This window comes from Streptomyces sp. NPDC020807, from assembly GCF_040641575.1.
Taxonomy (GTDB): Bacteria; Actinomycetota; Actinomycetes; order Streptomycetales; family Streptomycetaceae; genus Streptomyces.
In genome coordinates this window covers 140010-163384 of sequence record NZ_JBFADU010000001.1, presented here as the reverse complement: position 1 = coordinate 163384, position 23375 = coordinate 140010, and the positions used below count along the sequence as shown (strand labels likewise).

Here is a 23375-nt window from a genome sequence, read left to right as displayed (position 1 = left end):
TGCTGCCGCTCACGCGGCCGTGGTCGTGTCGGGGTAGGCGCAGGGGGTGCACATGCCGAGCGAAGGCGGGATCCGGTACCCGGCGTCCCGCCCGCACTCCGGGCAGACCTGCCGGGCCGCGTTCGCCTTGGCCAGGGCCTCCCACTTCGCGGAAGTCATCGGCCGGACCGGCACGGCCCGGTCGATCCGGTACAGGAAGGCGATCAGGGCTCCGCGTCGGCGGCGAGGGCGTTCGAGCTGAGCGACGACGTCCTGACCGCCGGGCCGGAGCCCGAGGGCACGGAGCTGCCGGACGGTCGCCAGGCCCTCGGGTGCCAGGCGCCAGGGATAGACGGGGATGGCGCTCACGCGGCTTCACCGCGCTCCGTCTTGAGGGTGTCGCGCAGCCATCGACCCTTTTCCGGGGATGTCCGCAGAGCCTTGCGGATCCCGTCGGCCGTCAACTGCTCAACCGGCCATGACTCAGTCAACTGCCGTGCATCGGCGAGGAGTTCGTCGCGCGTGCGGCGCGGTTGAGCCGAGCGGGCGACGGCAGGTACCCGACCGGTCGCCCGGCGCGGGGTCAACTGCTCGGCGGCGACCGCCCGGACCACAGCCCGACCGGTCGACTTCCGGACCGGCGGCGCGGTGGGCTCTTCCTGCTCGACCGGTCCAGGGTCGACCGGGGCCGGTTCGAGGGCGGGAACGGGCAGGTCAGAGATAGACCGTTCTGTAATGGACTGGGTAGATTCCTCCGCATTCACGGAGTCGATCGATCGAGTCGACCGGTCCACCTCCAGCTCGACGGCCATCTCGCCCGGCGCCTCCAAGGCGCTAGCGATGTTCGGGGCGACGATGGTGGCGCCGAACATGTCGGCGAGGGCGGCATCCGCCCCGGCGGTGACCCGCTGACGCTGGACGTCGAGGAGCCGGTCGCCGAGGGCGATGTCGCCGGCGCCGACCTTCCGGGCAAGCTTCCACGAGGTCCGCTCGGACCGCTTCCGTACGTTCTCGTCGGGGTGGTTCGCAGCGCGGGCCCGGTGGTAGGCGAGGGCCTGCACGATCGCGGCGGCGTGCGCTTCGGCTTCGGCGTCGCGGCCGTCGCGGTAGACGACGATCCGGCGGGCGAGGAACGCGGCGCCCTCGGCGGACGCCGTCATCCCCATCGGGGTCAGGGCGTAGATGACCATCTCGCCCGGGGACTTCGCGGCGGTGACGGACATCGCGGACGCGGCGGCGGGAAGAGCCCACAGCCCCGCCCGGATCACCTTCGGCGACGCCTGCCCGAGCAGCGTCAGGCCGAGCAGCACGATCGCCAGCACGGCGGTCGCACCCTCACCGGCCGCGACCGCACCGACGGCGGTGCCGGAGCCGAAGGCGGCCTTGATGTTGGTGTAGGTGCCGTACCCGCCGGCGCCGCCCGTGGCCAGCATCGGCACGAACGCGGCCCCCAGTACGATCCTCTGGAGCTTGCTCAGCTCCTTGCCCGTGGCGCTCACCAAAACCACCCCCGCTTCTTCTGCGGCGGGACCTCGGCCTCGGCGCGATTCGCCGTAGACCGCAGGCCCTTGCCGCGATCGCGGAGGCGCTCAGCCTCACGCTGAGCACGGGCCGCCCTCACGGGGTCGCTGTAATCGCGTCCACGCCGCCCGTAGACATCAGCAGTCATCTGCTGCCGCTCGGCTTCCTGCTCGGCGGCGTACGCCATCGCGCGCAGCCTCGGCGCCTGACGCGCCGCATAAAGCTGCTCAGGCGTCGGCATGTCCCTGAACCGGCGGGCCATCATGCCACCGTCCCGGGCATCGGTGCGTGGGCCAGGCCGGCGCGGTTGGTCAGGTCCCGGCGGGCCGCCATGACCCGATTGCGGGCCCGGCGGATCCGCCGCTCGTCCAGCTCCGTGGCCGGGCGGTCGATGGTCATGATCTCCGCGTCGAGCAGGTCGACCTCCGCCAGGATCAGCGGCATCTCCAGCTGGATCGCGTCCAGCTCGGCGTTCGACGGCTCACCGTCGAACGCCAGGGCCCCGCTGGTCTCGGGGAGTGTGATGATGGACTTCATTGGGTGTGTTCCTCTCACTCAGGAACGGCCCGAACGAGGCCCCGGAGTAGCCGCTCCGGGGCCTCTTGCCGTTTGGAACCTTCCGGCTCCCCTCGGCCCCGCCCGTACGAGCCCCGCGAACGGGGCCCGGACAGGCGGAGGAGGCAACCGGCCGCAGCTCCGCTGCGCAGGTGACCTGACGTCCGCGAATCACCGGATAGCCCGGTGCGCCGTAGCGGCGGATCAGGGGGACTCGTGACGGGCGTGGCCACCGTGCCGGTCAAGCACGATCGGCGCCCAGACTCTTCGTTGGAACATCAGGACCTCCTCGGCGCGAGCAACGGGATTGAGCACTGCAAGGGGGACCCAGTCCCCACTCTCCGGCCGTTGCTCGCGGTCGCCGGGCCACCTCGCCAGTCGGGCCGAAGCCCATTGCGTCCTACCTGGCCTTTAGCGGGATTGCAGCGTCCCCGCCCTGATCTAGGTGCAGCTCTGAAGTCGCATTAGTGCAGGTCAAGCCACGTAGACGTTCACCACCCCGTGTTGCTTAGGGGGGCTTGCCGTCTCGCTTGATAGGTACGGTAGGCAAACTCGGGACTGCGTGCAACCCCCTCTCGCGCTAGAATCTGATAGCCCCCCTAAGCGAAGGAGAATCGTGCAGCACGAGATGGAGGAAGTCGCTCGGGTCGCCGACCCCGTCGACCGCGCCAAAGCCGCAATCGATCTGATGGCCCGGTACCAGAGCCATGTCAACGAGCTGTCCCGCATCCGGCGGGAGGCCATCGAGGAGGCTCAGGCCGCCGGCATGACGCAAGCGGAGATCGCCAAGCGTCTCGGAGTCAGCCGCGGAAGGGTCGGTCAGCTCGCGTCGGCCGGGCCCCCGCCTGAGCGCGCCTTCTTCGGCACCGACCTGGTGACGGTCTCGCTCGGCGGCAAGTACGAGGCGGGGAAGACGCCGGACGAGTTCCCCAGCGAGGTGATCACGCGGGAGGACCTCGGCAACTTCGAGCACCTGAGGGCGCTGTTGTCGGGGATGAAGCTGGACGCCCAGTACGAAGTGATCCCGCCCTCGGGGATGGTGAACCTCAACCGGGAGAACCACGTCGTCATCTGCGGTCCCCGCCTGTCCCCGCTCATCGCGCAGGTGCTCGAAGGGGACGACAACCTTCGGTTCGCCAAGGACACCGCGTGGCACCTGCTGGACAAAACCGCAGGCAAGGAATTTCGATCCCCCCAGGACGAGGACGGATCGGCTGGCGATGTCGGATACCTCGGGCGCCTCCCACGCCTGGACGGCAAGGGGACGTTCCTCTACGTCGCCGGTATCCACTCCATCGGGGCGAACGGGGTCATCCACTTCCTGGAGAACAACCTTGCGGAGCTCTACCGAGAGGTCCGCACCCGCCGGTTCTCTACCCTGATCTCCTGCCGCTACGACCCGAAGACGCTCGAAGTCCTTGAGAGTCGCCGCGTCACTCCGCTGTACCGACACGAAGGCTGATCATGCGCGTCGCCATCGACACCGAACCAGGCGGAACGACTCCCAACGAGGACTGGGTGGCCGCCACGTCCTCCTTGGCCATCGTGCTGGACGGGGTGAGCACAGCGGGCCTCGCGACTGGATGTCGCCATGGCGTCCCGTGGTACGTGGCTCGGCTTGGAAGCCGACTGGTCAAGGCGTTGGCCGATTCGAACGAGTCGCTGGTGGAGGGTCTGGCCACTGCTCTGGAGGAAGTGGCGGCGCTGCACCCCGAATGCGACCTCGCCAACCCCGGGACCCCTTCGGCAACCGTCGCCGTCCTGCGGCAAAGGGATGCGCTCCTCGATCACCTCGTGCTGGCGGACTCGCCGATCGTCCTGGAAGGTGACCAGGGCTTCACCGTGATCACAGACCTGCGGGTGGACGACGTACTCCCGGAGCTCCGGGAGGAGGTCGAGCAGTACGAGACCCACACCCAAGAGCACCGGGAGGCTCTACAGCGCTTCGTGACGGCGCAGCGCCAGACGCGAAATACGCCGAACGGCTACTGGGTGGCGGCTGGCAGTCCCACGGCAGCCGCCCATGCGATCGTCGGCAGCACTGCGGCTCAGGACGTCCGGTCGGCAGCGGTGTTGTCCGACGGTGTCTCGCGTCTCGTCACGGAGTACGACATGGCGACGTGGCCCGAGGTCTTCGGGACGCTGCGCGAGGGTGGGCCGCGCGCGCTGATCCACCGGGTACGAGAGGTCGAAGCCACCGACCCGACGGGCATCCGATGGCCGCGCTACAAGTCGGGAGACGACGCCTCCGTCGCCTTCTGCGAGTGGGCGTCGAGCGGGCCTCATTGAGCGTCTGCGGGCCACACGCGGGCCAAGGCCTCCCGCCGTCGGCCACTTCGCGAAGGGAGTGCAGGTCAGCCGAAGGGTGACTGCTCTAGTCCTGTCGGTCTTGAAAACCGTCGTGGCAGCGATGTCACCGTGGGTTCAAATCCCACACCCACCGCAGCAGATCGGCGCCGCGCGCTGACCGGAAGGGGCGTCCCGCCGTCGGGACGCCCCTTCCGCGCGTCCGGCACGGGTGGCGGAGGAGAGGGGGTCGGCATGGTGCGGATCGTGCTCGTGCGGGGGGACATCACCGAGCAGGCGGTGGACGCGGTGGTCAACGCGGCCAACTCGTCGTTGTACGGGGGCGGTGGCGTCGACGGGGCCATCCACCGGAAGGGCGGTCCGGAGATCCTCGAGGCCTGCCGGGACCTGCGGAGGTCGCACTACGGCAAGGGTCTGCCGACCGGTCGGGCCGTGGCGACCACGGCGGGCCGGCTGCCGGCCCGCTGGGTGGTCCACACCGTCGGGCCCGTCTGGCGGCCGGACGAGGACCGGTCCGCGCTGCTCGCCTCCTGCTACCGCGAATCGCTGCGCGTGGCGGAGGAACTGGGCGCCCGTACGGTTGCCTTCCCGGCGATCTCGACCGGGATCTACGGCTGGCCGATGGACGACGGGGCCCGCATCGCGGTGGGGACCGCCAGGGCCACCCCCACCGCGTCCGTCGATGAGGTGCGGTTCGTGCTCTTCGACGCGACGGCGTACGCGGCCTTCGAGGCCGCGGTCGAGGCCGCGGTCGAGGCCGCGGTGGAGTCTGCGGGGGAAGCCGCGGCGGAGGCGGCGGTCGGGGACCGGATCGAGGCCGACGGGGGCCCGTCCGACACGCCGTGACGTCTTTCCTAGAGAAAGATTGGCGGAAAATCTGCCGGAACGCTTCCTCCCTTGGCGCGCACGGAATTCTCCGGTCCGTTTGAGCTCACGGAGCCGTCTCCAAGGGGCTGAGCTGCGCCGTTCTCGCTTCGCCGGGGTTTATCGCGCTGTCCTCACGCTTGCGAGGGAATAACCCGCTCCGGGGTGGTTCGCCGGGGATTCGGTGGGCAACTCTGGATTCGCGACGTCGAGCAGAAAACGACCGGGGCGGTCGGCCAACCACCCCGGCAATGGCCAGAGTTGAAGCAATCGCAGCGTCAGTGTCACGCGTCACAGCAAACGTTTTGAGTTCCCGGAGGAACAGACATGGCAAGCATCCGTACCGCCCGCATCGTCGCCGTCGCCGCCGCCCTCCCCCTCGCCGCCGCGCTCTTCACGGGGGTCGCCCAGGCCGACAACGGCGGGTTCGCGGACGACGGATCGAACACGAGCGTCGCCACGATCATCGGCAGCGGCGTGGGCGGCGACAACCACGGCAACTCGACGACCACGCAGCAGGTGGCGACCGGTTCAGGTGCCTCCAACCAGAACAACACCGCGAGCGTGAACGGCTCCGCCTTCACCCACATCGACCAGTCGAACACGAACGCGGTGGTGAACTTCTACCCCTGGTGGTAATCACCCTCGATGGCGGCCCCTGGTGGTAGTTCGCCCGGTGGCGGGTCACCGCGCGGAAGCGGGTCCGGTGGGGGGCGCGACCGCGAGGTGAACGACGGCCCGTGCGGCGGTACTTCGGTACCGGCGCGCGGGCCGTCCCGCGTTCCCGCCAAGCCGCTCGGCCGTCTGCCTTGACAGGGCTCCTGAATCTGACGGACAGTCAGAAACCTCAGTCGTCCCACCGGGAGGCCGTCGCCGTGCACCTCGCCCCGACCGAGCGGCAGCTACGGCTGCGCGCCGAACTCCGCGCGTACTTCCGCGAGGTGATGCCCGAGGGCCCGCCTCCCGCCGAGGATTCCGCCGCCCAGCGCGCGCTGCTGCGCCGCATCGGCGCCGACGGCCTGCTCGGGCTGGGCTGGCCGGAGGAGTACGGAGGCCAGGGCCGCGGCTCCGACGAGCAGTTCGTCTTCTTCGACGAGGCCTACCGGGCCGGCGCGCCCGTCTCCATGGTCACCCTCAACACCGTCGGCCCGACCCTCATGAAGTACGGGACCGATGAGCAGAAGGCGTACTTCCTGCCCCGGATCCTGAGCGGCGACATCGTCTTCGCCATCGGCTACAGCGAGCCCGAGGCCGGTACCGACCTCGCCTCCCTCCGCACCCGCGCCACCAGGGAGGGAGGCGACTGGCTGATCGACGGGCAGAAGATCTTCACCTCCAACGCCCAGAACGCCGACTGGATCTGGCTCGCCTGCCGCACCGACCCCGAGGCCGCCCCCCACCGGGGCATCTCCATGATCCTCGTCCCGACCGACGCCCCGGGCTTCTCCTGGACGCCGATCGCGACCGTCGGCGGTCTGACGACCACCGCCACCTACTACGACGGCATCCGGGTCCCCGCCGGGAACCTCGTCGGCCCCGAGCACGGCGGCTGGGGTCTCATCACCGAGCAGCTCAACCACGAACGGGTCGCCCTCGCCGCCATCGGCATGCAGGCCGAGGACTTCTTCGCCGCCGCGCTCGACGGCGCCCGGACCCCCGACCCGGCGACGGGCCGGCGCCGCGTCGACGAACCGTGGATACGGATCAGGGCCGCCGAGGCGCACGCCCGGCTCGCCGCGACCCGGCTCCTCAACTGGCGCCTGGTCGGCGACGTCGGCGCCGGGCGGCTCGCCCCCGGAGACGCCAGTGGCGTGAAGTTCGCGGGGACGGAGTCGGCAGTCGAGGTCTACCGCATCTGCCAGGAGATCGCGGGCGGCGCGGGCACGGTCCGCGCGGGCTCGCCGGGCGCCTTCGGCGACGGCGAGCTGGAGCGCATGAACCGGGCCGCCCAGATCAACACCTTCGGCGGCGGGGTCAGCGAGGTCCAGCGCGAGATCGTCGCCCGGATGCGGCTCGGCATGAAGGCGAGGGGACGGCGATGACCCACGAGGACGTTCCGTACGAGCGGCTCGCCGCCTTCCAGGGTCGGGCCGCCGCCACCGCCGCCACCGGCAAGGACCCCGTCAACCTCCCCATGATCCGCCACTGGTGCGAGGCCATGGGCGACGCCCACCCCGCGTACGAGGGCCCGGACGCCGTCGCGCCCCCCACCATGCTCCAGGCGTGGACGATGGGCGGCCTCTCCGGCCACACGGGCGCCGCCGGGCGTTCGGAGGCGTACGACGAGCTCTTCGCCCTCCTCGACGGGGCCGGGTACACCTCGGTCGTCGCGACCGACTGCGAGCAGGAGTACCTGCGGCCGCTCCGGCCCGGCGACGAGATCACCTTCGACGCCGTCATCGAGTCCGTCTCCCCGCGCAAGACGACCAAGCTCGGCACCGGCCACTTCGTCACGACCCGGATGGACGTCCACGCGGACGGCGAGCTCGCGGGCACCCACCGCTTCCGGATCCTCAAGTACGCGCCGACGGCCGGGAAACCGGCGAAGAGGGCCGCGCTCCGCCCCCGGCCCGTCGTCAACCGCGACAACGCCGGGTTCTGGGAGGGCGTCGCCGGGCACCGCCTGCTCTTCCAGCGCTGCCGCGCCTGCGCGACCCCCCGCTTCCCCTGGCTCCCCGGCTGCGCCGACTGCGGCTCGCCCGACTGGGAGGCCGTCGAGGCGGGCGGGACCGGGACCGTCTTCTCGTACGTCGTGATGCACCACCCGCACTTCCCCGCCTTCGACCCTCCGTACGCGGTCGGGCTCGTCGAACTCGCCGAGGGCGTGCGGATCGTCAGCAACGTGGTGGGAGTGCCGTACGACAAGGTCCGGATCGGGATGCCGGTACGCCTTGAGTTCCTGCGGGTCGACGACGAGCTGGAGCTCCCCGTCTTCCGCGCCGAAGAGGAGGGCTGAGCAGCACATGGACTTCACGCCCACGGAGGAGCAGGAGGCCGTCCGGGAGCTCGCCGCCCGGATCTTCGGCGACCTCGCGACCCACGAGCGGCTCGCGGCGGCCGGCACCGGCGGCGACGCCGAGCTGTGGAAGGCGCTCTGCGCGGCCGGGCTGCCCGGCGCCGTCGAGGAGACCGGCCTGCTCGGGCTCGTCCTGCTCCTGGAGGAGCAGGGGCGGGTGACCGCACAGGTCCCGCTCGCGGCGAGCTGTGTGTACGGGATCCTCGCCGTCGTCCGGCACGGTACGGACGAGCAGCGCGCCCGGCTGCTGCCCGGCCTGCGCGACGGCACGACGGTGGTGACGGGCGCCTTCCCGGCGGGTGGTTCCGTCGTGTCCGAAGGGGAGCGGCTCAGCGGGATCGTGGAGTGGGTTCCGTGGCTGCGCGACGCCACCCACGTCCTCGTGCCGGACGGGGCGCGCGGGCTCTGGCTGGTCCGCACCGAGGACGCCGCACCGGTCGAGGCCGTGGAGCTGACCGCGCCCTGGTCGGCCGGACGGCTCGTGCTCGACGGGGCGCCGGGGGAGCGGCTCGGGGGACCGGGGGCGTACGAAGCGGTCCTCGCCGCCGCCCGTACGGCCTTCGCCGGACTCCAGGCGGGCGTGTGCGCCGGTTCGCTGGCCAGGGCCGTCGAGTACACCTCGGTGCGGGAGCAGTTCGGGCGCCCGCTCTCGACCCGCCAGGCGGTGCAGCTGCGGGCGGCCGACGCGTACATGGACACGGAGGCGATCCGTGTCACGGCGTACGAGGCGGCCTGGCGGCTCGACGAGGGCCTCGACGCGCGGGAGGCGGCGCTGACGGCCGCCTGGTGGGCGTCCGAGGCGGGCAAGCGGGTCGTGCACACCGGCCAGCACCTGCACGGCGGCATGGGCGCCGACCTCGACCACCCCGTCCACCGGCACTTCCTGTGGGGACGGCAGCTCGACGCGTACCTCGGCGCCGGGACGGAACTCCTCGCCGAACTCGGCGACCTGCTCGCGAAGGGAGACGTGTCGTGACGCCAGGAGAGGCGCTGCCGCCGCTCGCGATCCCGATCACCCGCACCCTGATCGTCGCCGGGGCCGTGGCCTCCCGCGACTACCAGGACGTGCACCACGACGCCGAACTCGCCCGCGCGAAGGGCTCACCGGACATCTTCATGAACATCCTGACGACGAACGGGCTGGTCGGACGGTACGTCACCGACCACTTCGGCCCCACGGCCGTCCTCCGCAGGGTCGCCATCCGACTCGGCGCGCCCAACTACCCCGGGGACACCATGACCCTGACCGGGCAGGTCACCGAGGTCGAGGGGAACACGGCGACCGTCCGGGTCGTCGGCGCCAACGGCCTGGGGCACCACGTCACGGGCAGCGTGACGGTCACCGTGGAGGCGACCCCATGAGCGTCCGCACCAGGGACAGCCTCGGCGGACGCGCCGCCGTGGTCGGCATCGGGGCGACGGAGTTCTCCAAGGACTCGGGCCGCAGCGAACTCGCGCTCGCCGCCGAGGCGGTCCGCGCGGCCCTCGACGACGCCGGACTCACCCCCGCCGACGTCGACGGCATGGTCACCTTCACGATGGACACCAACCCCGAGATCACCGTCGCCCAGGCGGCCGGGATCGGCGAGCTCTCGTTCTTCTCGCGGATCCACTACGGGGGCGGGGCCGCCTGCGCCACCGTCCAGCAGGCCGCGCTCGCCGTCGCGAGCGGGGTCGCGGAAGTCGTCGTCTGCTACCGGGCGTTCAACGAGCGCTCCGGCCGCCGCTTCGGCTCCGGCGTCCAGCAGCGCGAGCCCTCGGCCGAGGGCACCGCGCTCGGCTGGCAGCTGCCCTTCGGTCTCCTGACCCCGGCCTCCTGGGTCGCGATGGCCGCGCAGCGGTACCTGCACGCGTACGGGCTCACCCCCGACGCCTTCGGGCACGTCGCCGTCACCGACCGGAAGTACGCGGCCACCAACCCGGCCGCATGGTTTCACGGGAAACCGATCACCCTCGCCGACCACGCGGCCTCGCGCTGGATCGTCGAACCGCTCCGGCTCCTCGACTGCTGCCAGGAGACCGACGGCGGGCAGGCGATCGTGGTCACCTCCGTCGAACGCGCCCGCGACCTGCCGCACCCGCCGGCCGTGATCCTGGCTGCGGCGCAGGGCGCCGGCCGGAAGCAGGAGGCGATGACGAGCTTCTACCGGGACGACCTGACGGGCCTTCCGGAGATGGGCGTGGTGGCCCGGCAGCTCTGGCGGACCTCCGGGCTCGCGCCGGAGGACATCGACGTCGGCATCGTCTACGACCACTTCACCCCGTTCGTGCTCATGCAGCTGGAGGAGTTCGGCTTCTGCGGGCCGGGGGAGGCGGCGGACTTCGTCGCGGAGGAGGTCCTTCCGCTGAACACGCACGGCGGGCAGCTCGGGGAGGCGTACCTGCACGGCATGAACGGCATCGCGGAGGCGGTGCGGCAGGTGCGCGGCACCTCGGTCAATCAGATAGCGGGCGCGGCCCGCACGTTGGTCACGGCGGGGACGGGGGTTCCCACGTCCGGGTTGATCCTGGGCGCGGACGGCTGACCCTGCGGCTCCACGGGTGGCCGGGCGGGGCGAGCGGCTCTTCACTCGCGCCATGAGCACTCATCACACCCTCGCCCGGTCGGCGGCCGCGGCCCTGACGGCGGCACTCGCGGCCGCCGCCCTCCTCCAGGGCCCGGCGGCCGCGGAGGCCCGTACGACGGCGACGGCCGCGGAGGCCCGTACGGCCCCGGCGACCCCGGAGGCCCGTACGGCCCCGGCGACCGTCGCGGCTCCCGAGGCCCCCGCCGGGGCGGCACCCGGAAGCCCCGCCGCTCCCCAGACCTCTGCCGCCCCCGACGCCCCCGTCGCCCCCCGCTTCTCCGGCAAGGCCTTCGACACCTGCGAAGCCCCGTCCCTCGCCGTCATGAAGGCGTGGCGGGCCTCGTCCCCGTACCGCGCCGTCGGGGTCTACTTCGGCGGCCGGGGGCGTGGCTGCCCCGAGCAGAAGGAGCTCACCCCCGCCTGGGTCTCCTCCGTCGACGCCCTGGGCTGGCGGCTGCTGCCGCTCTTCGTGGGCTCGCAGGCGCCGTGCGTCCACGCGGCCGCGAAGCGGCGGTACGCGATCGGGTCCGAGCCCTGGGCCCAGGGCACCCGGGAGGCCGGCGACGCGGTCCGGGCGGCGCGGGCGCTGCGGATCGGGGCCGCGAGCCCCCTCTACCTGGACATCGAGGCGTTCACCCTGGCGGACACCCGCTGCGCGGCGACCACGCTCTCCTTCGTCCGCGCCTGGAACCGCGAGGTCCGTCGCCTCGGCTACGTACCCGGTTACTACAGCAGCGCCGAGACCGGGATCCGGCACATCGAGGCGGCCCGGAAGGCGGGCACCGAGGACCTCCCGTCGGTGCTGTGGTTCGCGCGCTGGCGCGGCAGTCCCGCGCTGTACGCGGAGACGGTCCTGCACCCGGACGCCTGGATGCCGCACGCCCGGATCCACCAGTACGCGGGCAACGTCTCCGAGTCGTACGGCGGGCGGCGGATGTCGGTCGACCGCAACGCGGTGGACGCCCCCGTGGCCCGGGTCACGGCCCCGTAGGGGAGCCCCCGGCGCCCCCGACCCTGAGACGGCGTGCCCGCCGACTCCACCCCAAGGAGGTGCGTCCGGGCCCCGGGGTCCACCCTGAGGGGGACCCCGGTTCGGGACCTGGGGCCGATCCCCGACGCCGGGACCGCTCCTAGCGTGGAGTCATGACTCCGCCGCCTTCTGGCCCCGTCTGCGCCCGCGCCTCGACGGCCGCCGTCCACGGTCCCGCGCCGTACGCCTCGTACCCGTCCTTCTCCTCGTACGTACGGGCGCGCGGCCCCGTGCTGCTCCGTGCGGCACGCTCCCTGACGTCCAACCACTGCGATGCCGAGGACCTCCTCCAGACGGCGCTGGCCAAGACCTTCGTGGCCTGGGAGCGAATCGAGGACCACCGCGCGCTGGACGGCTACGTCCGCCGGGCGCTCCTCAACACGCGGACGTCCCAGTGGCGCAAGCGCAAGGTCGACGAGTTCTCGTGCGAGGAGCTGCCGGAGCCGGCGGGCCTCCCGGAGCCCGACCCGGCCGACCGGCAGGTGCTCCACGACGCGATGTGGCGGGCGATCCTCAAACTGCCCGAGCGGCAGCGGCAGATGGTGGTGCTGCGGTACTACGAGGACCTCAGCGAGGTCCAGACGGCCGAGGTCCTCGGGGTCTCCGTCGGCACGGTGAAGAGCGCGGTGTCCCGGGCGCTCGGCAAACTCAGGGAAGACCCGGAGCTGACCCCCGTACGGTGAGCCCGCACGGTGAGCCCCCGCGGCGGACCCTCCTGGCTGTCTGCCAGTGATCACTGGCAATTTCCGTACTCCCGGGTAGTGACATACCGAGCGGTACGTGCGCAGAATCTCCCCACCCCTACTGCCACGTAGCGCCCACCGGGAGGACGCCCCGTGTACAGCACCATGCAGGACGTACAGCTGACCGTGAGCCGCATCCTCAAGCACGGGATGACCATCCACGGAAAGTCCACCATCACCACCTGGACGGGCGAGCCCGAGCCGCACCGCCGCAGCTTCGCGGAGGCCGGCGCCCGCGCCCACCAGCTGGCCAACGCCCTGCGCGACGAACTCGGTGTCGTCGGCGACCAGCGCGTGGCGACGCTGATGTGGAACAACGCCGAACACGTCGAGGCGTACTTCGCGATCCCCTCCATGGGCGCGGTCCTCCACACCCTCAACCTCCGCCTTCCCCCCGAGCAGCTCGTCTGGATCGTCAACCACGCCGCCGACCGGGTCGTCCTCGTCAACGGCTCCCTGCTGCCGCTCCTCGCGCCGCTGCTCCCGCACCTTCCGACGGTCGAGCACGTCGTGGTCGCGGGACCGGGCGACCGCTCCCTCCTCGACGGCGCCGCGCCGCGCGTCCACGAGTACGAGGAACTGATCGCCGGACGCCCGACCACGTACGACTGGCCCGAGCTGGACGAGCGTTCGGCCGCCGCCATGTGCTACACCTCCGGCACCACGGGCGACCCGAAGGGCGTCGTCTACTCGCACCGTTCGATCTACCTGCACTCGATGCAGGTGAACATGGCCGAGTCGATGGCCCTGACGGACCAGGACACGACCCTGGTCGTGGTCCCCCAGTTCCACGTCAACGCGTGGGGGCTCCCGCACGCCACCTTCATGACCGGCATCAACATGCTGATGCCGGACCGTTTCCTCCAGCCGGCCCCGCTCGCCGACATGATCGAGCGCGAGCGCCCGACGCACGCCGCCGCCGTCCCCACCATCTGGCAGGGCCTGCTCGCCGAGGTCACCGCGAACCCCCGGGACCTCTCCTCGATGGCCCAGGTCACCATCGGCGGCGCGGCCTGTCCGCCCTCGCTGATGGAGGCGTACGACCGGCTCGGCGTCCGGCTCTGCCACGCCTGGGGCATGACCGAGACCTCCCCGCTGGGCACGATGGCCCACCCGCCGGCCGGCCTGAGCGCCGAGGAGGAGTGGCCGTACCGCGTCACGCAGGGACGTTTCCCCGCCGGCGTCGAGGCGCGGCTCGTCGGGCCGAACGGCGACCACCTCCCCTGGGACGGCGAGTCGGCCGGCGAGCTGGAGGTGCGCGGCACCTGGATCGCCGGCTCGTACTTCGGCGGCGTCGGCGCCGAGGAGCTCCGCCCGGCCGACAAGTTCAGCGAGGACGGCTGGCTGAAGACCGGTGACGTCGGCGTGATCAGCCCCGACGGCTACCTCACCCTCACCGACCGCGCGAAGGACGTCATCAAGTCCGGCGGCGAGTGGATCTCCAGCGTCGACCTGGAGAACGCGCTCATGGGCCACCCGGCGGTCGCGGAGGCCGCCGTCGTCGCCGTACCCGACGAGAAGTGGGGCGAGCGGCCGCTCGCGACCGTCGTCCTCAAGGAGGGGGCGACGGCCGGCTACGAGGAGCTGCGGGCCTTCCTCGGCGGCGAGGGCGGCATCGCGAAGTGGCAGCTGCCGGAGCGCTGGGCGATCGTGCCGGCGGTGCCGAAGACGAGCGTCGGCAAGTTCGACAAGAAGGTCATCCGCAGGCAGTACGCGGAGGGCGGGCTCGACGTGACGGAGCTGTAGGAGCGCGTGGGGAAGGGGAGGGCCGCGACGGCCCTCCCCTTCCCCGTACGGCTAGTTGGTGCCGATCTTCGCGAGCAGGTCGACGATCCGCGCCTGGACCTCGGCGCTGTTCGAGCGCTCGGCGAGGAAGAGGACGGTCTCGCCGGCCGACAGCCTCGGCAGCTCCTCCTCGGGGATGTCGGCCGAGGTGTAGACGACGAGCGGGGTCCGGTTCAACTGCCCGTTCGCGCGCAGCCAGTCGATGATCCCGGCCCGGCGGCGGCGCACCTGCATCAGGTCCATCACCACGAGGTTCGGCCGGGTCTCGGTGGCCAGGGCGACCGCCTCGGTGTCCGTGGCGGCCCGCACGACCTGCATCCCGCGCCGCTCCAGGGTGGCGGCGAGCGCCCCCGCGATGGCCTCGTGCTCCTCGATCAGCAGGACCCGGGAGGGGTGCTGCTCGCTGTCGCGGGGTGCGAGAGCCTTCAGGAGGACGGCCGGGTCGGCGCCGTACGCGGCCTCGCGGGTCGCCTGCCCGAGCCCGGCCGCGAGGAGCACCGGCACCTCGGCGGCGACGGCGGCCTGACGGAGCGACTGGAGCGCGGTACGGGTGATGGGCCCGGTCAGCGGGTCGACGAAGAGCGCGGCCGGGAAGGCGGCGATCTGCGCGTCGACCTCCTCGCGGGAGTGCACGATCACCGGCCGGTAGCCGCGGTCGCTCAGCGCCTGCTGGGTGGAGACGTCGGGGGCGGGCCAGACGAGCAGTCGGCGCGGGTTGTCGAGCGGCTCGGGGGGCAGCTCGTCGTCGACGGGCAGCGGCACGGGCCGGTTGGCGACCTCGACGGCGCCACCGGGGCCGTCGAGCGGCTCGGGCCCTTCGGCGGAGCCCTCGGCGGGCGCCCCTATGGCGTACGCGCGACCGACGGGGATGACGTCGGACGCGGCCTGCGGATGCGGCTTGGCCTCGGGCTCGGGCTCGACGACGGGGGTGGCGGCGACCGCGGCGGCGCCGGCCGGAGCGACGCCGGCCGGAGCGACGGGGTTCGGCGCGACGGTGGCCGGTGCGACGGGGTCCGCGGCGGGCGGGGTGGCGAGCTTCCGCCGCCGCCCGGAGCCGTTGGCGGGCGCGGGGACGGGTGCGGGCGCGGGTGCGGGGACGGGCGCGGGTGCCGCGGTGGCGACCGCGGACGGGGGCACGAAGGGCACGCCCTGCCCCAGCGTCCGCACGCTGAAGGCCCGCCCCTGCGAGGCGTCCTTCGACACGACCGCCGGCATGGGCAGCTCGGGAGGCAGCGGTACGGAACCGGTGCCGCTCCCCGTGCTCGTACCGGCGGCGGGAGTGGCCGTCAAGGGCGCCGCGGCGGGCACCGTCGCAGGAGCCGTCGCGACCGCGGGCTGCGGCGACGGCATCGGCGTCGCGGGAGGCATGGGCATGGGCTGCGGGTGGGGCGGCGGAGGCGTGTGACCGCCGCCGGGCACCCCTCGTACGGCCTCGTGCTGCCCTTCGTCGGACGGCACGGGTACGGCGATGGGTACGGCCGCGGGTACGGCCGTGGGCCCTGCGGCGGGCACGGGCACGGCCTCGGACTCGCCCTCCGGCCGGTCGGCCTCGGCGGGCCCCAGCGCGAACGGCGTCCTCGGCCCGGCCTCGGCGGCCGCGGCGCGCTCCTGCGCGGCGGCGAGCGCCCGGCGGCGCCGCCCGCTGGGCTTGGCCTCGGGAAGCGCGGCGGGCACCGGCGCGGACACGGGCACGGGCACGGAGGACAGGGCGTCGACGGGGGCGGCGCCGACTCCCTGCGGAGGCACGGCGGCCCCCAGGGCGGCCCGGCCCTGCGCGCTCTCGGCCGCGGTCACGACGGCTCCCTCGGCGGGCCGCCCACGGCGCCGCCCGGTGGGCTCGACGACACCGGCTGTCCCGACGACACCGGCTGTCCCGGCCACACCCACGGCCCCGGCCACACCGACGGCGCCGGAAACACCGGCCACACCCACGGACCCGGAAACACCGGCCGCACCGACGGCCCCGGCGACGTCACCGTGGTCGCCGCTCTGCTGGGCGGGGATGAGCTCGCCGACCCCGGAGGAGGTCTCCCCCGCGCGGGCGGCCCGACGCCGCCCACCGGCCTCGCCACCGCTCTCGGGCACCTCGCCGAGGAAGGCGTCGGTGGAGGCCCGCCGGGCACGGCGGCGCCCGCCGCCGGAGGTCTCGCCGTCGGTGCCGGTGGCCTGCGCGGGCAGCGCGGGCATCTCCCGCCCGGGCGCGGCGGCCACGACCGGGGTGGAGGAGGGGACGGTCCCGCGGCCGGCGCCGAGCGGGACTTCGAGGACGTACGCGCCGCCGGTCGTCCCGGGCACCTCGTGGGTCTGCACGACACCGCCGTGCGCGGCCACGATGCCGCGGACGACGGGCCCGTGGACGGGGTCGCCGCCCGCGTACGGTCCGCGGACCTCGATGCGGACGACGTCACCGCGCTGGGCGGCGGCGACGACGATGGTGGAGTCGACGGGCCCCGCGCCCTGGGCGGCGGCGCGGTTGCGGCCGGTGGCGTCGACACCGGCGACGTCCGCGACGAGGTGGGCGAGGGCGGTGGCGAGGCGTGCGGGGTCGACCTCGGCCTCGATCGGCGGGGCGTGGACGGCGAACTGGGCGCGCCCCGGCCCGATGAGCTCGACGGCCCCGTCGATCCCGGCGGTCACGACCCCGTCGAGCAGCACGACCCCCCGCTCGAGCTCCTCTCGGCCCGCGTCCAGCCGCTGGTAGCCGAGGACGTTGTCGACGAGGGCGGTCATCCGGGCGTAGCCGGCGGTGAGGTGGTGGAGGACCTGGTTGGCCTCGGGCCAGAGCTGGCCGGCGTCGTCGGCGGCGAGCGCGCCGAGCTGCGAACGGAGCTCTTCGAGGGGCCCGCGCAGCGACTCGGCGAGCACGGCGGTCAGCTGCTCGTGGCGGGCGGCCAGCGAGGAGAACTCCTCCGCGCGCGCCTCGCGCTCGGCGGCGTGCCGCTCGGCCAGGTCCGCGAGCTCGGCGGCGTGGCGCTCGACGAGCTCCTCGTACGGCCTGCGGTCGGTGAAGGTCATCACGGCGCCGACGAGCTGGTCCCCGTCCCGGACCGGCGCGGTGGTGAGGTCGACCGGTACGCGCTCGCCCTTCTTCGACCAGAGCACCTGCCCCCGTACCCGGTGCTTGCGCCCGGACTTGAGGGTGTCGGCGAGGGGGGACTCCTCGTACGGGAAGGGCTCGCCGTCGGCGCGGGTGGCGAGGACGAGGGGGTGCAGCTCCTGGCCGCCGAGCTCGCCGGCGCGGTAGCCGAGGATCTGCGCGGCGGCGGGGTTCACGAGGACGACCCGGCCGTCCGTGTCCGTGCCGACGACGCCCTCGGCGGCGGCGCGCAGGATCATCTCGGTCTGGCGCTGCGAGCGGGCGAGTTCGGCCTCGGTGTCGAGGGTGCCGGTGAGGTCGCGGACGACGAGCATGAGGAGCTCGTCGCCGGTGTAACCGCTGTAGGAGTCGTAGGCCTCCCGGCCGTCCTCCAGGCTGGCGCTGGTGACCTCGACGGGGAACTCACTGCCGTCGGTGCGTCGCGCGACCATGCGGGCGGGCTTGGTACGGCCCCGCTCGTCGGCGCCCTCGGGCAGGCGCATGGAGCCCGGGATGAGGCGCGAGTCGAAGGTGGGCAGCAGGTCGAGCAGCCCGCGCCCGACCAGCGCGGTGCCGGGGGTCTCGAACATGCCGAGGGCGATGGTGTTGGCGTTGACGACCGTGCCGTTGCAATTGACGAGCACGAGGCCGTCGGGGAGGGCGTCGAGTATGGCTGCGAGGCGAGCAGCGCCTCGGGATGGCCTGCTGCTCACGACGACGGTTCCTCCCTGACCCACTGCACGTGCATGCCTGTCGGCAGGCGGGCCCCATCTTGCCCCTCGGGCCGCGGCCTGTCACTGAGGGAGTCTAAGGGAGCCGCCGGGCGGCCCGGGGGCGGCTCCTAACCCCGGACGATGGGAAGCAGCGGCTCCAGGTTCTGCCACCGGTCGATCTCGCAGCCGTTCGCACGAGAGAAGTGGGCGTCGATCTTCCGCCCCTGCCAGGTGCCGGTGACGTCGGCGACGGCGGGGCCGCCGTACACCTGGGTGCAGGAGGCGCCCTCAGGAACGGCCTTGAACGGATTCACGCCCTGCTTCGCGAGCTCCGCGAGCCGGGCGCAGGCGTCGTCCCGGGCCGGGTGGTTCCCGCCGGCCTGGTCGTCGCAGGTGAGCTCGAAGGTGCCGTCGGCGTCGGGGTAGCCGCTGTCGGCGACCTTGACGGTCAGCGTGTCGGGACCGGAGAGCAGCGGCAGCGGGGGGAGCGGCCCGAGACCGGCGGCCCCGGCGGCACCGGCGAGCACGGTGGTCCCGGCGGCGACGGTGGCAAGACTGACGGCGGCAAGACGCAGGAACATCGGGACTCTCCAGGGGCGCGTGGACGCGGGGCGCGTACCGGGCACGTATGCCCCTCTAACGCTCCGGGCGCCGGGGCGTTGCGCAACCGGGGGTGCGCCGGGCGGGCGGCGACGCCGCGCGCCGTGGGCCTTTGCCCTGGACCCCGTGGGACTAGTACGGTGAGAATCGATTGGTGACACCCGGTTCGCCTGTGTCATCATCTGCACGCACCACTCGCGCAGGCGTGAGGTGCATGGAGGCGTCGCCTAGTCCGGTCTATGGCGCCGCACTGCTAATGCGGTTTGGGTCTTAAAGCCCATCGAGGGTTCAAATCCCTCCGCCTCCGCCCCATCCGAAGCCCCGGCCCCACAGGCCGGGGCTTCGGCCGTTTTCCCCGACCGCCACACCCCCGCCCTCCCCGCATGTGACCCCGGTCTCTTTCCCTCCGTTTTCCCCTCACGAGCCCCCCGCACCCCCTCTCCACCCCCACCCCCCGACGCGCCACGCGTACGACGTTTTCGCAGGTCAGAAGGGGTGCGGCTAATGGATTTCACATGACGGCGGCAGTCATGTAATGTTCTTCCTGTCGCCGCGAGCGGGCCGAAAGGCCGGGGAGCGAAGGCAGAAAAACAAAAAACAAGCACTCGTAGCTTAACGGATAGAGCATCTGACTACGGATCAGAAGGTTGCAGGTTCGAATCCTGCCGAGTGCACAGCAGGCCAGAGGCCCTCAGGAGAGATCCTGAGGGCCTCTGTCGTATGTCGTGACGGCGGTGGTTGACGGCAACCGCTCCGATCGCGTCGGTCTCCCTCGCGGAGTCGAAGAGCGATTCACCTCGCCGGCGTCAGGTGGGGATCGCCCCTCTCGTCCACGGCGACCTTGCCCGGCGAGACCCTCGGCATCGTTGGGTCTGGGCTGGCCCTGCTGAGCCATCCGGGTTGTCGGTGGGCGTCGGTACTCTGGTGTTGGACTCTGCCAGAAACACAAGATGTTGTGGTGTGTCGACGCGCCCCATGGTGCATGTTGGGGTTTCCTGCTTGCTGACGGGTCATCCGGGGTGCTTCACTTGATCCGCCAAACCAAAACAGGCCCCATCCGGGGCCCAACTTGGGGTTGGGCGCACGGCAATGGGGCCTGATGCGTTGGTCGCGCCTTGGGACCTTATCGCCCTCTCTTGGTTCCTCCAAGATGGGCAGCCCTGCGCGTCCGACTCCGGAAACGGATGTGCCATGGCAGACCGGCCTAACACCCGGGATGTGTCCAAGCGCGACGATGGCTGGGCGGTGACGAAGCCCGGGGCCGAGAGAGCCAGTGCGGTCCTGCCGACTCAGGCAGAGGCAGTCGCTCGTGCCAAAGAGATCCTTGCCAACGACGGCGGCGGAGAGCTTCGCGTTCGCGGCAAGAACGGCCAGGTGCGGGAGCAGAACACCGTCGCCCCGGGGCACGACCCGAGGCGGTCGAAGGGATGACCTCGACGCACAAGTACGTGATCAACAAAGGCTTCGACAGCGAGCGTGAAGTCGAGGCGACCGGGTTCGCCACCGTCGGCGACTACATCGACTTCTACGGGATCGATGGTAGGGGCGACAAGATCGTGACACTTCGGATCCGGGCCGCGAGAGTGGAGACGGTCGAGCAGCTCGCCAGTTGATCCACTACTACAGCAAGAGAGCGGGCCCTCACCGACTTGGTGGGGCCCGTTCTTGTTACTGAGAAGGTCATCGGCTGTCGTCGTCAGCCTGATTGTTGTCACCTCTCAGCGCGTCCCCGACGCGGTCGAAGGCGGAGCGCTGGGAGTCCAGCCGCACGAAGGTGTAGATGTCCATGGTCACGCGGATAGAGCTGTGGCCCAGAACCTCCATGATCATGCGGGCGTCGGCACCCTGTTCGTGGAGCAGGGACGCGCACGTGTGGCGCAGGTCGTGAAAGCGGACCTTGCGGACGCCGGCGCGGGCGGACAGGGCCTCAAAGGACCGGTTCAGGTTGCGGGGCTCTATGGGTGTCCCGTTCTTCGTCGTGAAGACGAGGCCCTGCCCCGTCCCCTTCCAGTTGGCGCCCGCGGCCTTGTGGTCGGCGATCTGCTGGGCGCGCTGGGCACGGAGTGCGGTCACGCATTCGGCCGGCAGTGCTACGCGCCGGGCCGAGCGCTGAGTCTTCGGCGCGACGATCAGCAGCTCGCCGCCCACACGCTGAAGAGCCTGTCGGACGCTCAGAACCCCCTCGTGGAGATCCACGTCCGACCAGCGCAGCCCCAGCAGCTCGCCCCGCCGGAGCCCGATGCGGACCGCCAGCTCGTACGCGGCCCAGAGCCGGTTTTCCCGGGCTGCCGTCAGGAGCCGACGCCCTTCCGCAGCGGTGAGCGGTTCGATCTCGCGCTTGGTACCCATGCTCAGCTCCACGTTCCGTGCCACGTTGCGGGGCAGCTCGTCCTCCCGTACGGCGTGCTGGAGAGCGGCGCGCAGGATCACCAGCAGGAAGCGGACGGTCCGGTCCGAGGGGAGCTTCTTGCAGCACTTGCCGAGGGCGCAGCAGCGTCGCTTGTGCTCCGGCCGCTTCTTGTCCTTCCCCTGCGCGCAGCACTGGCAGGTGGCCGCCGTCTTCATGAGGAAGGCGCGGATGTCACGGGCGGCGAGCCGGACCAGCTTCTTCTTGCCGAACTCCGGGGTGACGTAGTTCCGGATGAGGGATTCGTAGTTGACGTAGGTCGTCGGGCGGACCTTGGTCTTGGCGACGCTCGCCAGCCAGTACGCCAGGTACTCGGCGATCGTCATCTTGTTGGTGGCCACCGGAAGGCCGCTGAGCGAGTCGGCCTTGAGCTTGGTCAGCTTCTCGTGCGCCTCGTCCCAGCTCTTGCCGTAGACGCTGCGCCGCTTGTAGGTGCCGTCCGTCGTCAGGACGTACGCGCTGCCCTCCCAGCGGCCGTCCTTGCGCTGGTAGATGGTGCCCTCGTTGTTGGCGTTCTTCTTCGGCTTGGCCATCAGGCGGCTTCCTGTTCGGTGCGGAGGGATACGTAGGCGTCCAGCGCGGCTTCGCTGATGCGGCGGCAGCGGCCGATCTTGAAAGAGGCGAGTTCGCGCGAGCGGATCAGGTCGTGGACCTTCCAGCGGCTGATGCCGAGACGCTCGGCGACCTGGTCCACGGTGAGCACGGCAGCCGTCATTCAGGCATCAGCCCTTCGTGCTTGAGGCGTGCGGCGTGGGCTATGTCGTGGCGGACCTGAGCGGCGAGGAGTTCTTCGCCGGGGCGGTAGCCGGAGGCGAGGTAGGCCCAGGAGGACTCGGTGACGAGCGCGCTGTCCGGGGCGGGTACAGGATGGCCGGCACGGGTGCGTGCGGCGTCGGCCTGGGCGAGGCGCCAGGCGCGGCGGACGTCGCGAAGGGCGCCGAGCGTGGTGGAGTAGGCGCGGGACTTGGTGGAGAAGTGGCCGCGGAAGCCGAGCATGTGGGCCCACTTGCAGAGCTTGAGGTCCGCGAATTCAGGCAGGCCGCCGAGGGTCCAGGCGGTGCGGATCATCTGCCGGACGTGTGCTTGCACGCGGAGGTCTTCGAAGGGCTCAGCGTGGCCGGTCCCCTCGCAGTCGGGGCATTCTGCGAGGACGTCACCGGGAACGTGGCCACGGCCGGAGCAGGCCACGCAGACCAGCGAGCGGTCGACTGTGCCGGAGTCCTCGGCGCTCTTGGTGGCGTACTTGGCAACGTATCCAGCTACGGCGGCGTCGGTGAGTTCGCCGTCGCCGAGTGCGGTGATCTCCCGCACGTCGAGCATCGCGCCCCAGCGGATCTGCTGGTCTCCGACGGTGTCGGAGGGGGCGGTCAGGGCGGTGCGGCGGACGGCGGCGCGGATGGCGTAGGTGAGGCCGTCCACGCCTGCCCAGGCCGGCGGGGCGCTGGTGTGGCCGTCGGGGCCGTCGAGGCGGACGACGGCATGGAAGTGGACCAGGCCGCGCTTCTGGTACTCGGCGACCTTGGCGAAGGACACGCGCAGGAGCTGCTTCATGTCCTTCTGGGTGATGTTGAAGTGGGCGGCCAGGGCGCGGCGGAGGTTGAGGGTGAAGCGTGCCCACAGGGCTCCGGCGTGGGCGTTCCACAGCACGGCGCCGGTGTAGTCGTACGTCTCGGGGGCCAGGGGCGTGCCGAGTTCGGGAGCGTCCTCGGGGTGGTGGTCGCCGCAGCGGCAGGCGCGGGGCTTGCCGTCCTTGTTGGTGGGGCGGTTGTGGATGGGGCCGAAGGAGGGGGCGGTGAGGGTGAGGAACACGCGGGGGTGCGTGCGGACGGTTTCGGGGACGTTCTTGCCGCCGCAGAGTCCGGCGCGGACGAGGTGGTAGGTGTCGGCGGCGTAGGTGCGGGAGCAGGCGGGGCAGCGGGAGGCGCGGCGGTTGCCGCAGGTGGTCAGGAGCCGTCCGGTGGGCTCGTCGCTGGTGGAGTACGAGCGGATCGTTTCGCCGGTGGTGTGGTCGCGGGTGGTGGTGTGGCCGACGAGGTTGATCGGTCGGGCGCAGCCGCGCAGCCGGGTGATCTGCTCGCGGGTGCGGTCGAAGTCGCCGAGGTTGGCCAGTTCGATCAGGTCCCGGACAGCGGGGCTGATCACGTGCCGCAGGTCGAGGTCGTGGGGCATTGGCAGGAGGATCCTTTCCGCTGGTGGAAGGGCCCTCGGGCAG

The 23375-nt window shown here is 72.0% G+C and carries 22 protein-coding genes, 3 tRNA genes and 1 pseudogene; 17 read left to right on the top strand and 9 right to left on the bottom strand.

Annotated features, from left to right (window positions below):
• Positions 1-9: 9 nt before the first annotated feature.
• From AB0G79_RS00805 to AB0G79_RS00790, 4 genes are read right to left on the bottom strand one after another with little or no spacing between them, the layout of a single operon-like run.
• Complete coding sequence (locus AB0G79_RS00805) at positions 10-348, bottom strand: RRQRL motif-containing zinc-binding protein (protein WP_360798097.1); 339 nt, start codon at positions 346-348, stop codon at positions 10-12.
• The gene (locus tag AB0G79_RS00800) at positions 345-1478 is read right to left on the bottom strand and encodes a conjugal transfer protein (protein ID WP_360798095.1); all 1134 of its coding nucleotides are present in this window, start codon (positions 1476-1478) and stop codon (positions 345-347) included. The genes AB0G79_RS00805 and AB0G79_RS00800 overlap by 4 nt, the downstream gene beginning before the upstream one ends.
• Positions 1475-1765, bottom strand: coding sequence for a hypothetical protein (locus AB0G79_RS00795; protein WP_360798093.1), 291 nt, complete (start codon positions 1763-1765; stop codon positions 1475-1477). The genes AB0G79_RS00800 and AB0G79_RS00795 overlap by 4 nt, the downstream gene beginning before the upstream one ends.
• On the bottom strand, positions 1762-2037 hold the full coding sequence (locus AB0G79_RS00790; RefSeq protein WP_360798091.1) for a DUF6284 family protein: 276 nt from the start codon (positions 2035-2037) through the stop codon (positions 1762-1764). The genes AB0G79_RS00795 and AB0G79_RS00790 overlap by 4 nt, the downstream gene beginning before the upstream one ends.
• 634 nt (positions 2038-2671) lie before the next feature.
• On the opposite strand from AB0G79_RS00790, the gene AB0G79_RS00785 reads away from it, so the two are divergent.
• The 13 genes and pseudogenes from AB0G79_RS00785 (at position 2672) to AB0G79_RS00725 (ending at position 14328) form a co-directional block, all read left to right on the top strand.
• Positions 2672-3517 carry a sigma factor-like helix-turn-helix DNA-binding protein gene (locus AB0G79_RS00785; RefSeq protein WP_360798089.1) on the top strand — a complete coding sequence of 282 codons (846 nt, stop codon included), beginning with the start codon at positions 2672-2674 and terminating at the stop codon, positions 3515-3517.
• 2 nt (positions 3518-3519) lie between these two features.
• Complete coding sequence (locus AB0G79_RS00780; RefSeq protein WP_360798088.1) at positions 3520-4344, top strand: hypothetical protein; 825 nt, start codon at positions 3520-3522, stop codon at positions 4342-4344.
• Between the two features lie 54 nt (positions 4345-4398).
• Positions 4399-4495: transfer RNA gene (locus AB0G79_RS00775), tRNA-OTHER, on the top strand.
• Between the two features lie 101 nt (positions 4496-4596).
• A pseudogene (locus AB0G79_RS00770) lies at positions 4597-5097 on the top strand (O-acetyl-ADP-ribose deacetylase); the annotation flags it as partial.
• Between the two features lie 456 nt (positions 5098-5553).
• Positions 5554-5865 (top strand): hypothetical protein, encoded by a 312-nt coding sequence (locus AB0G79_RS00765; RefSeq protein ID WP_360798086.1) that lies wholly within the window; start codon positions 5554-5556, stop codon positions 5863-5865.
• 236 nt (positions 5866-6101) lie between these two features.
• On the top strand, positions 6102-7268 hold the full coding sequence (locus AB0G79_RS00760) for an acyl-CoA dehydrogenase family protein (RefSeq protein WP_360798084.1): 1167 nt from the start codon (positions 6102-6104) through the stop codon (positions 7266-7268).
• Positions 7265-8182, top strand: coding sequence for a bifunctional MaoC family dehydratase N-terminal/OB-fold nucleic acid binding domain-containing protein (locus tag AB0G79_RS00755; RefSeq protein ID WP_360798082.1), 918 nt, complete (start codon positions 7265-7267; stop codon positions 8180-8182). The genes AB0G79_RS00760 and AB0G79_RS00755 overlap by 4 nt, the downstream gene beginning before the upstream one ends.
• Positions 8183-8189: 7 nt before the next feature.
• Entirely contained in the window at positions 8190-9218 is a 1029-nt protein-coding gene (locus AB0G79_RS00750) for an acyl-CoA dehydrogenase family protein (RefSeq protein WP_360798080.1), read from the top strand.
• Positions 9215-9604, top strand: a complete 390-nt coding sequence (locus AB0G79_RS00745; protein ID WP_360798078.1) for a MaoC family dehydratase — start codon at positions 9215-9217, stop codon at positions 9602-9604. The genes AB0G79_RS00750 and AB0G79_RS00745 overlap by 4 nt, the downstream gene beginning before the upstream one ends.
• Entirely contained in the window at positions 9601-10767 is a 1167-nt protein-coding gene (locus tag AB0G79_RS00740) for a lipid-transfer protein (protein ID WP_360798076.1), read from the top strand. The genes AB0G79_RS00745 and AB0G79_RS00740 overlap by 4 nt, the downstream gene beginning before the upstream one ends.
• Before the next feature lie 52 nt (positions 10768-10819).
• The gene (locus tag AB0G79_RS00735; protein ID WP_360798074.1) at positions 10820-11800 is read left to right on the top strand and encodes a DUF1906 domain-containing protein; all 981 of its coding nucleotides are present in this window, start codon (positions 10820-10822) and stop codon (positions 11798-11800) included.
• A gap of 152 nt (positions 11801-11952) precedes the next feature.
• On the top strand, positions 11953-12522 hold the full coding sequence (locus AB0G79_RS00730) for a SigE family RNA polymerase sigma factor (RefSeq protein WP_360798072.1): 570 nt from the start codon (positions 11953-11955) through the stop codon (positions 12520-12522).
• A gap of 153 nt (positions 12523-12675) precedes the next feature.
• Positions 12676-14328, top strand: a complete 1653-nt coding sequence (locus tag AB0G79_RS00725; protein WP_360798070.1) for a long-chain fatty acid--CoA ligase — start codon at positions 12676-12678, stop codon at positions 14326-14328.
• 51 nt (positions 14329-14379) lie between these two features.
• On the opposite strand, the gene AB0G79_RS00720 is transcribed toward AB0G79_RS00725, so the two are convergent.
• Positions 14380-18156 carry a PAS domain-containing protein gene (locus AB0G79_RS00720; protein ID WP_360798068.1) on the bottom strand — a complete coding sequence of 1259 codons (3777 nt, stop codon included), beginning with the start codon at positions 18154-18156 and terminating at the stop codon, positions 14380-14382.
• 128 nt (positions 18157-18284) lie between these two features.
• Complete coding sequence (locus AB0G79_RS00715; protein WP_360798066.1) at positions 18285-18737, bottom strand: SSI family serine proteinase inhibitor; 453 nt, start codon at positions 18735-18737, stop codon at positions 18285-18287.
• 235 nt (positions 18738-18972) lie between these two features.
• Here AB0G79_RS00715 and AB0G79_RS00710 point away from each other — a divergent pair.
• The 4 genes from AB0G79_RS00710 (at position 18973) to AB0G79_RS00695 (ending at position 20369) form a co-directional block, all read left to right on the top strand.
• Positions 18973-19063, top strand: a tRNA-Ser gene (locus tag AB0G79_RS00710).
• A 294-nt stretch (positions 19064-19357) separates the two neighbouring features.
• Positions 19358-19430: transfer RNA gene (locus AB0G79_RS00705), tRNA-Arg, on the top strand.
• Between the two features lie 415 nt (positions 19431-19845).
• Positions 19846-20187 carry a DUF2188 domain-containing protein gene (locus AB0G79_RS00700; protein ID WP_360798065.1) on the top strand — a complete coding sequence of 114 codons (342 nt, stop codon included), beginning with the start codon at positions 19846-19848 and terminating at the stop codon, positions 20185-20187.
• Positions 20184-20369 (top strand): hypothetical protein, encoded by a 186-nt coding sequence (locus AB0G79_RS00695; protein WP_360798063.1) that lies wholly within the window; start codon positions 20184-20186, stop codon positions 20367-20369. The genes AB0G79_RS00700 and AB0G79_RS00695 overlap by 4 nt, the downstream gene beginning before the upstream one ends.
• A gap of 67 nt (positions 20370-20436) precedes the next feature.
• Here AB0G79_RS00695 and AB0G79_RS00690 read toward each other — a convergent pair whose 3' ends face one another.
• The 3 genes from AB0G79_RS00690 to AB0G79_RS00680 are packed head-to-tail and all read right to left on the bottom strand — an operon-like array spanning position 20437 to position 23332.
• Entirely contained in the window at positions 20437-21696 is a 1260-nt protein-coding gene (locus AB0G79_RS00690) for a tyrosine-type recombinase/integrase (RefSeq protein WP_360798061.1), read from the bottom strand.
• Positions 21696-21878 carry a helix-turn-helix domain-containing protein gene (locus AB0G79_RS00685; protein ID WP_360798059.1) on the bottom strand — a complete coding sequence of 61 codons (183 nt, stop codon included), beginning with the start codon at positions 21876-21878 and terminating at the stop codon, positions 21696-21698. The genes AB0G79_RS00690 and AB0G79_RS00685 overlap by 1 nt, the downstream gene beginning before the upstream one ends.
• Positions 21875-23332, bottom strand: coding sequence for a replication initiator (locus AB0G79_RS00680; RefSeq protein WP_360798057.1), 1458 nt, complete (start codon positions 23330-23332; stop codon positions 21875-21877). The genes AB0G79_RS00685 and AB0G79_RS00680 overlap by 4 nt, the downstream gene beginning before the upstream one ends.
• Positions 23333-23375 lie beyond the last annotated feature (43 nt).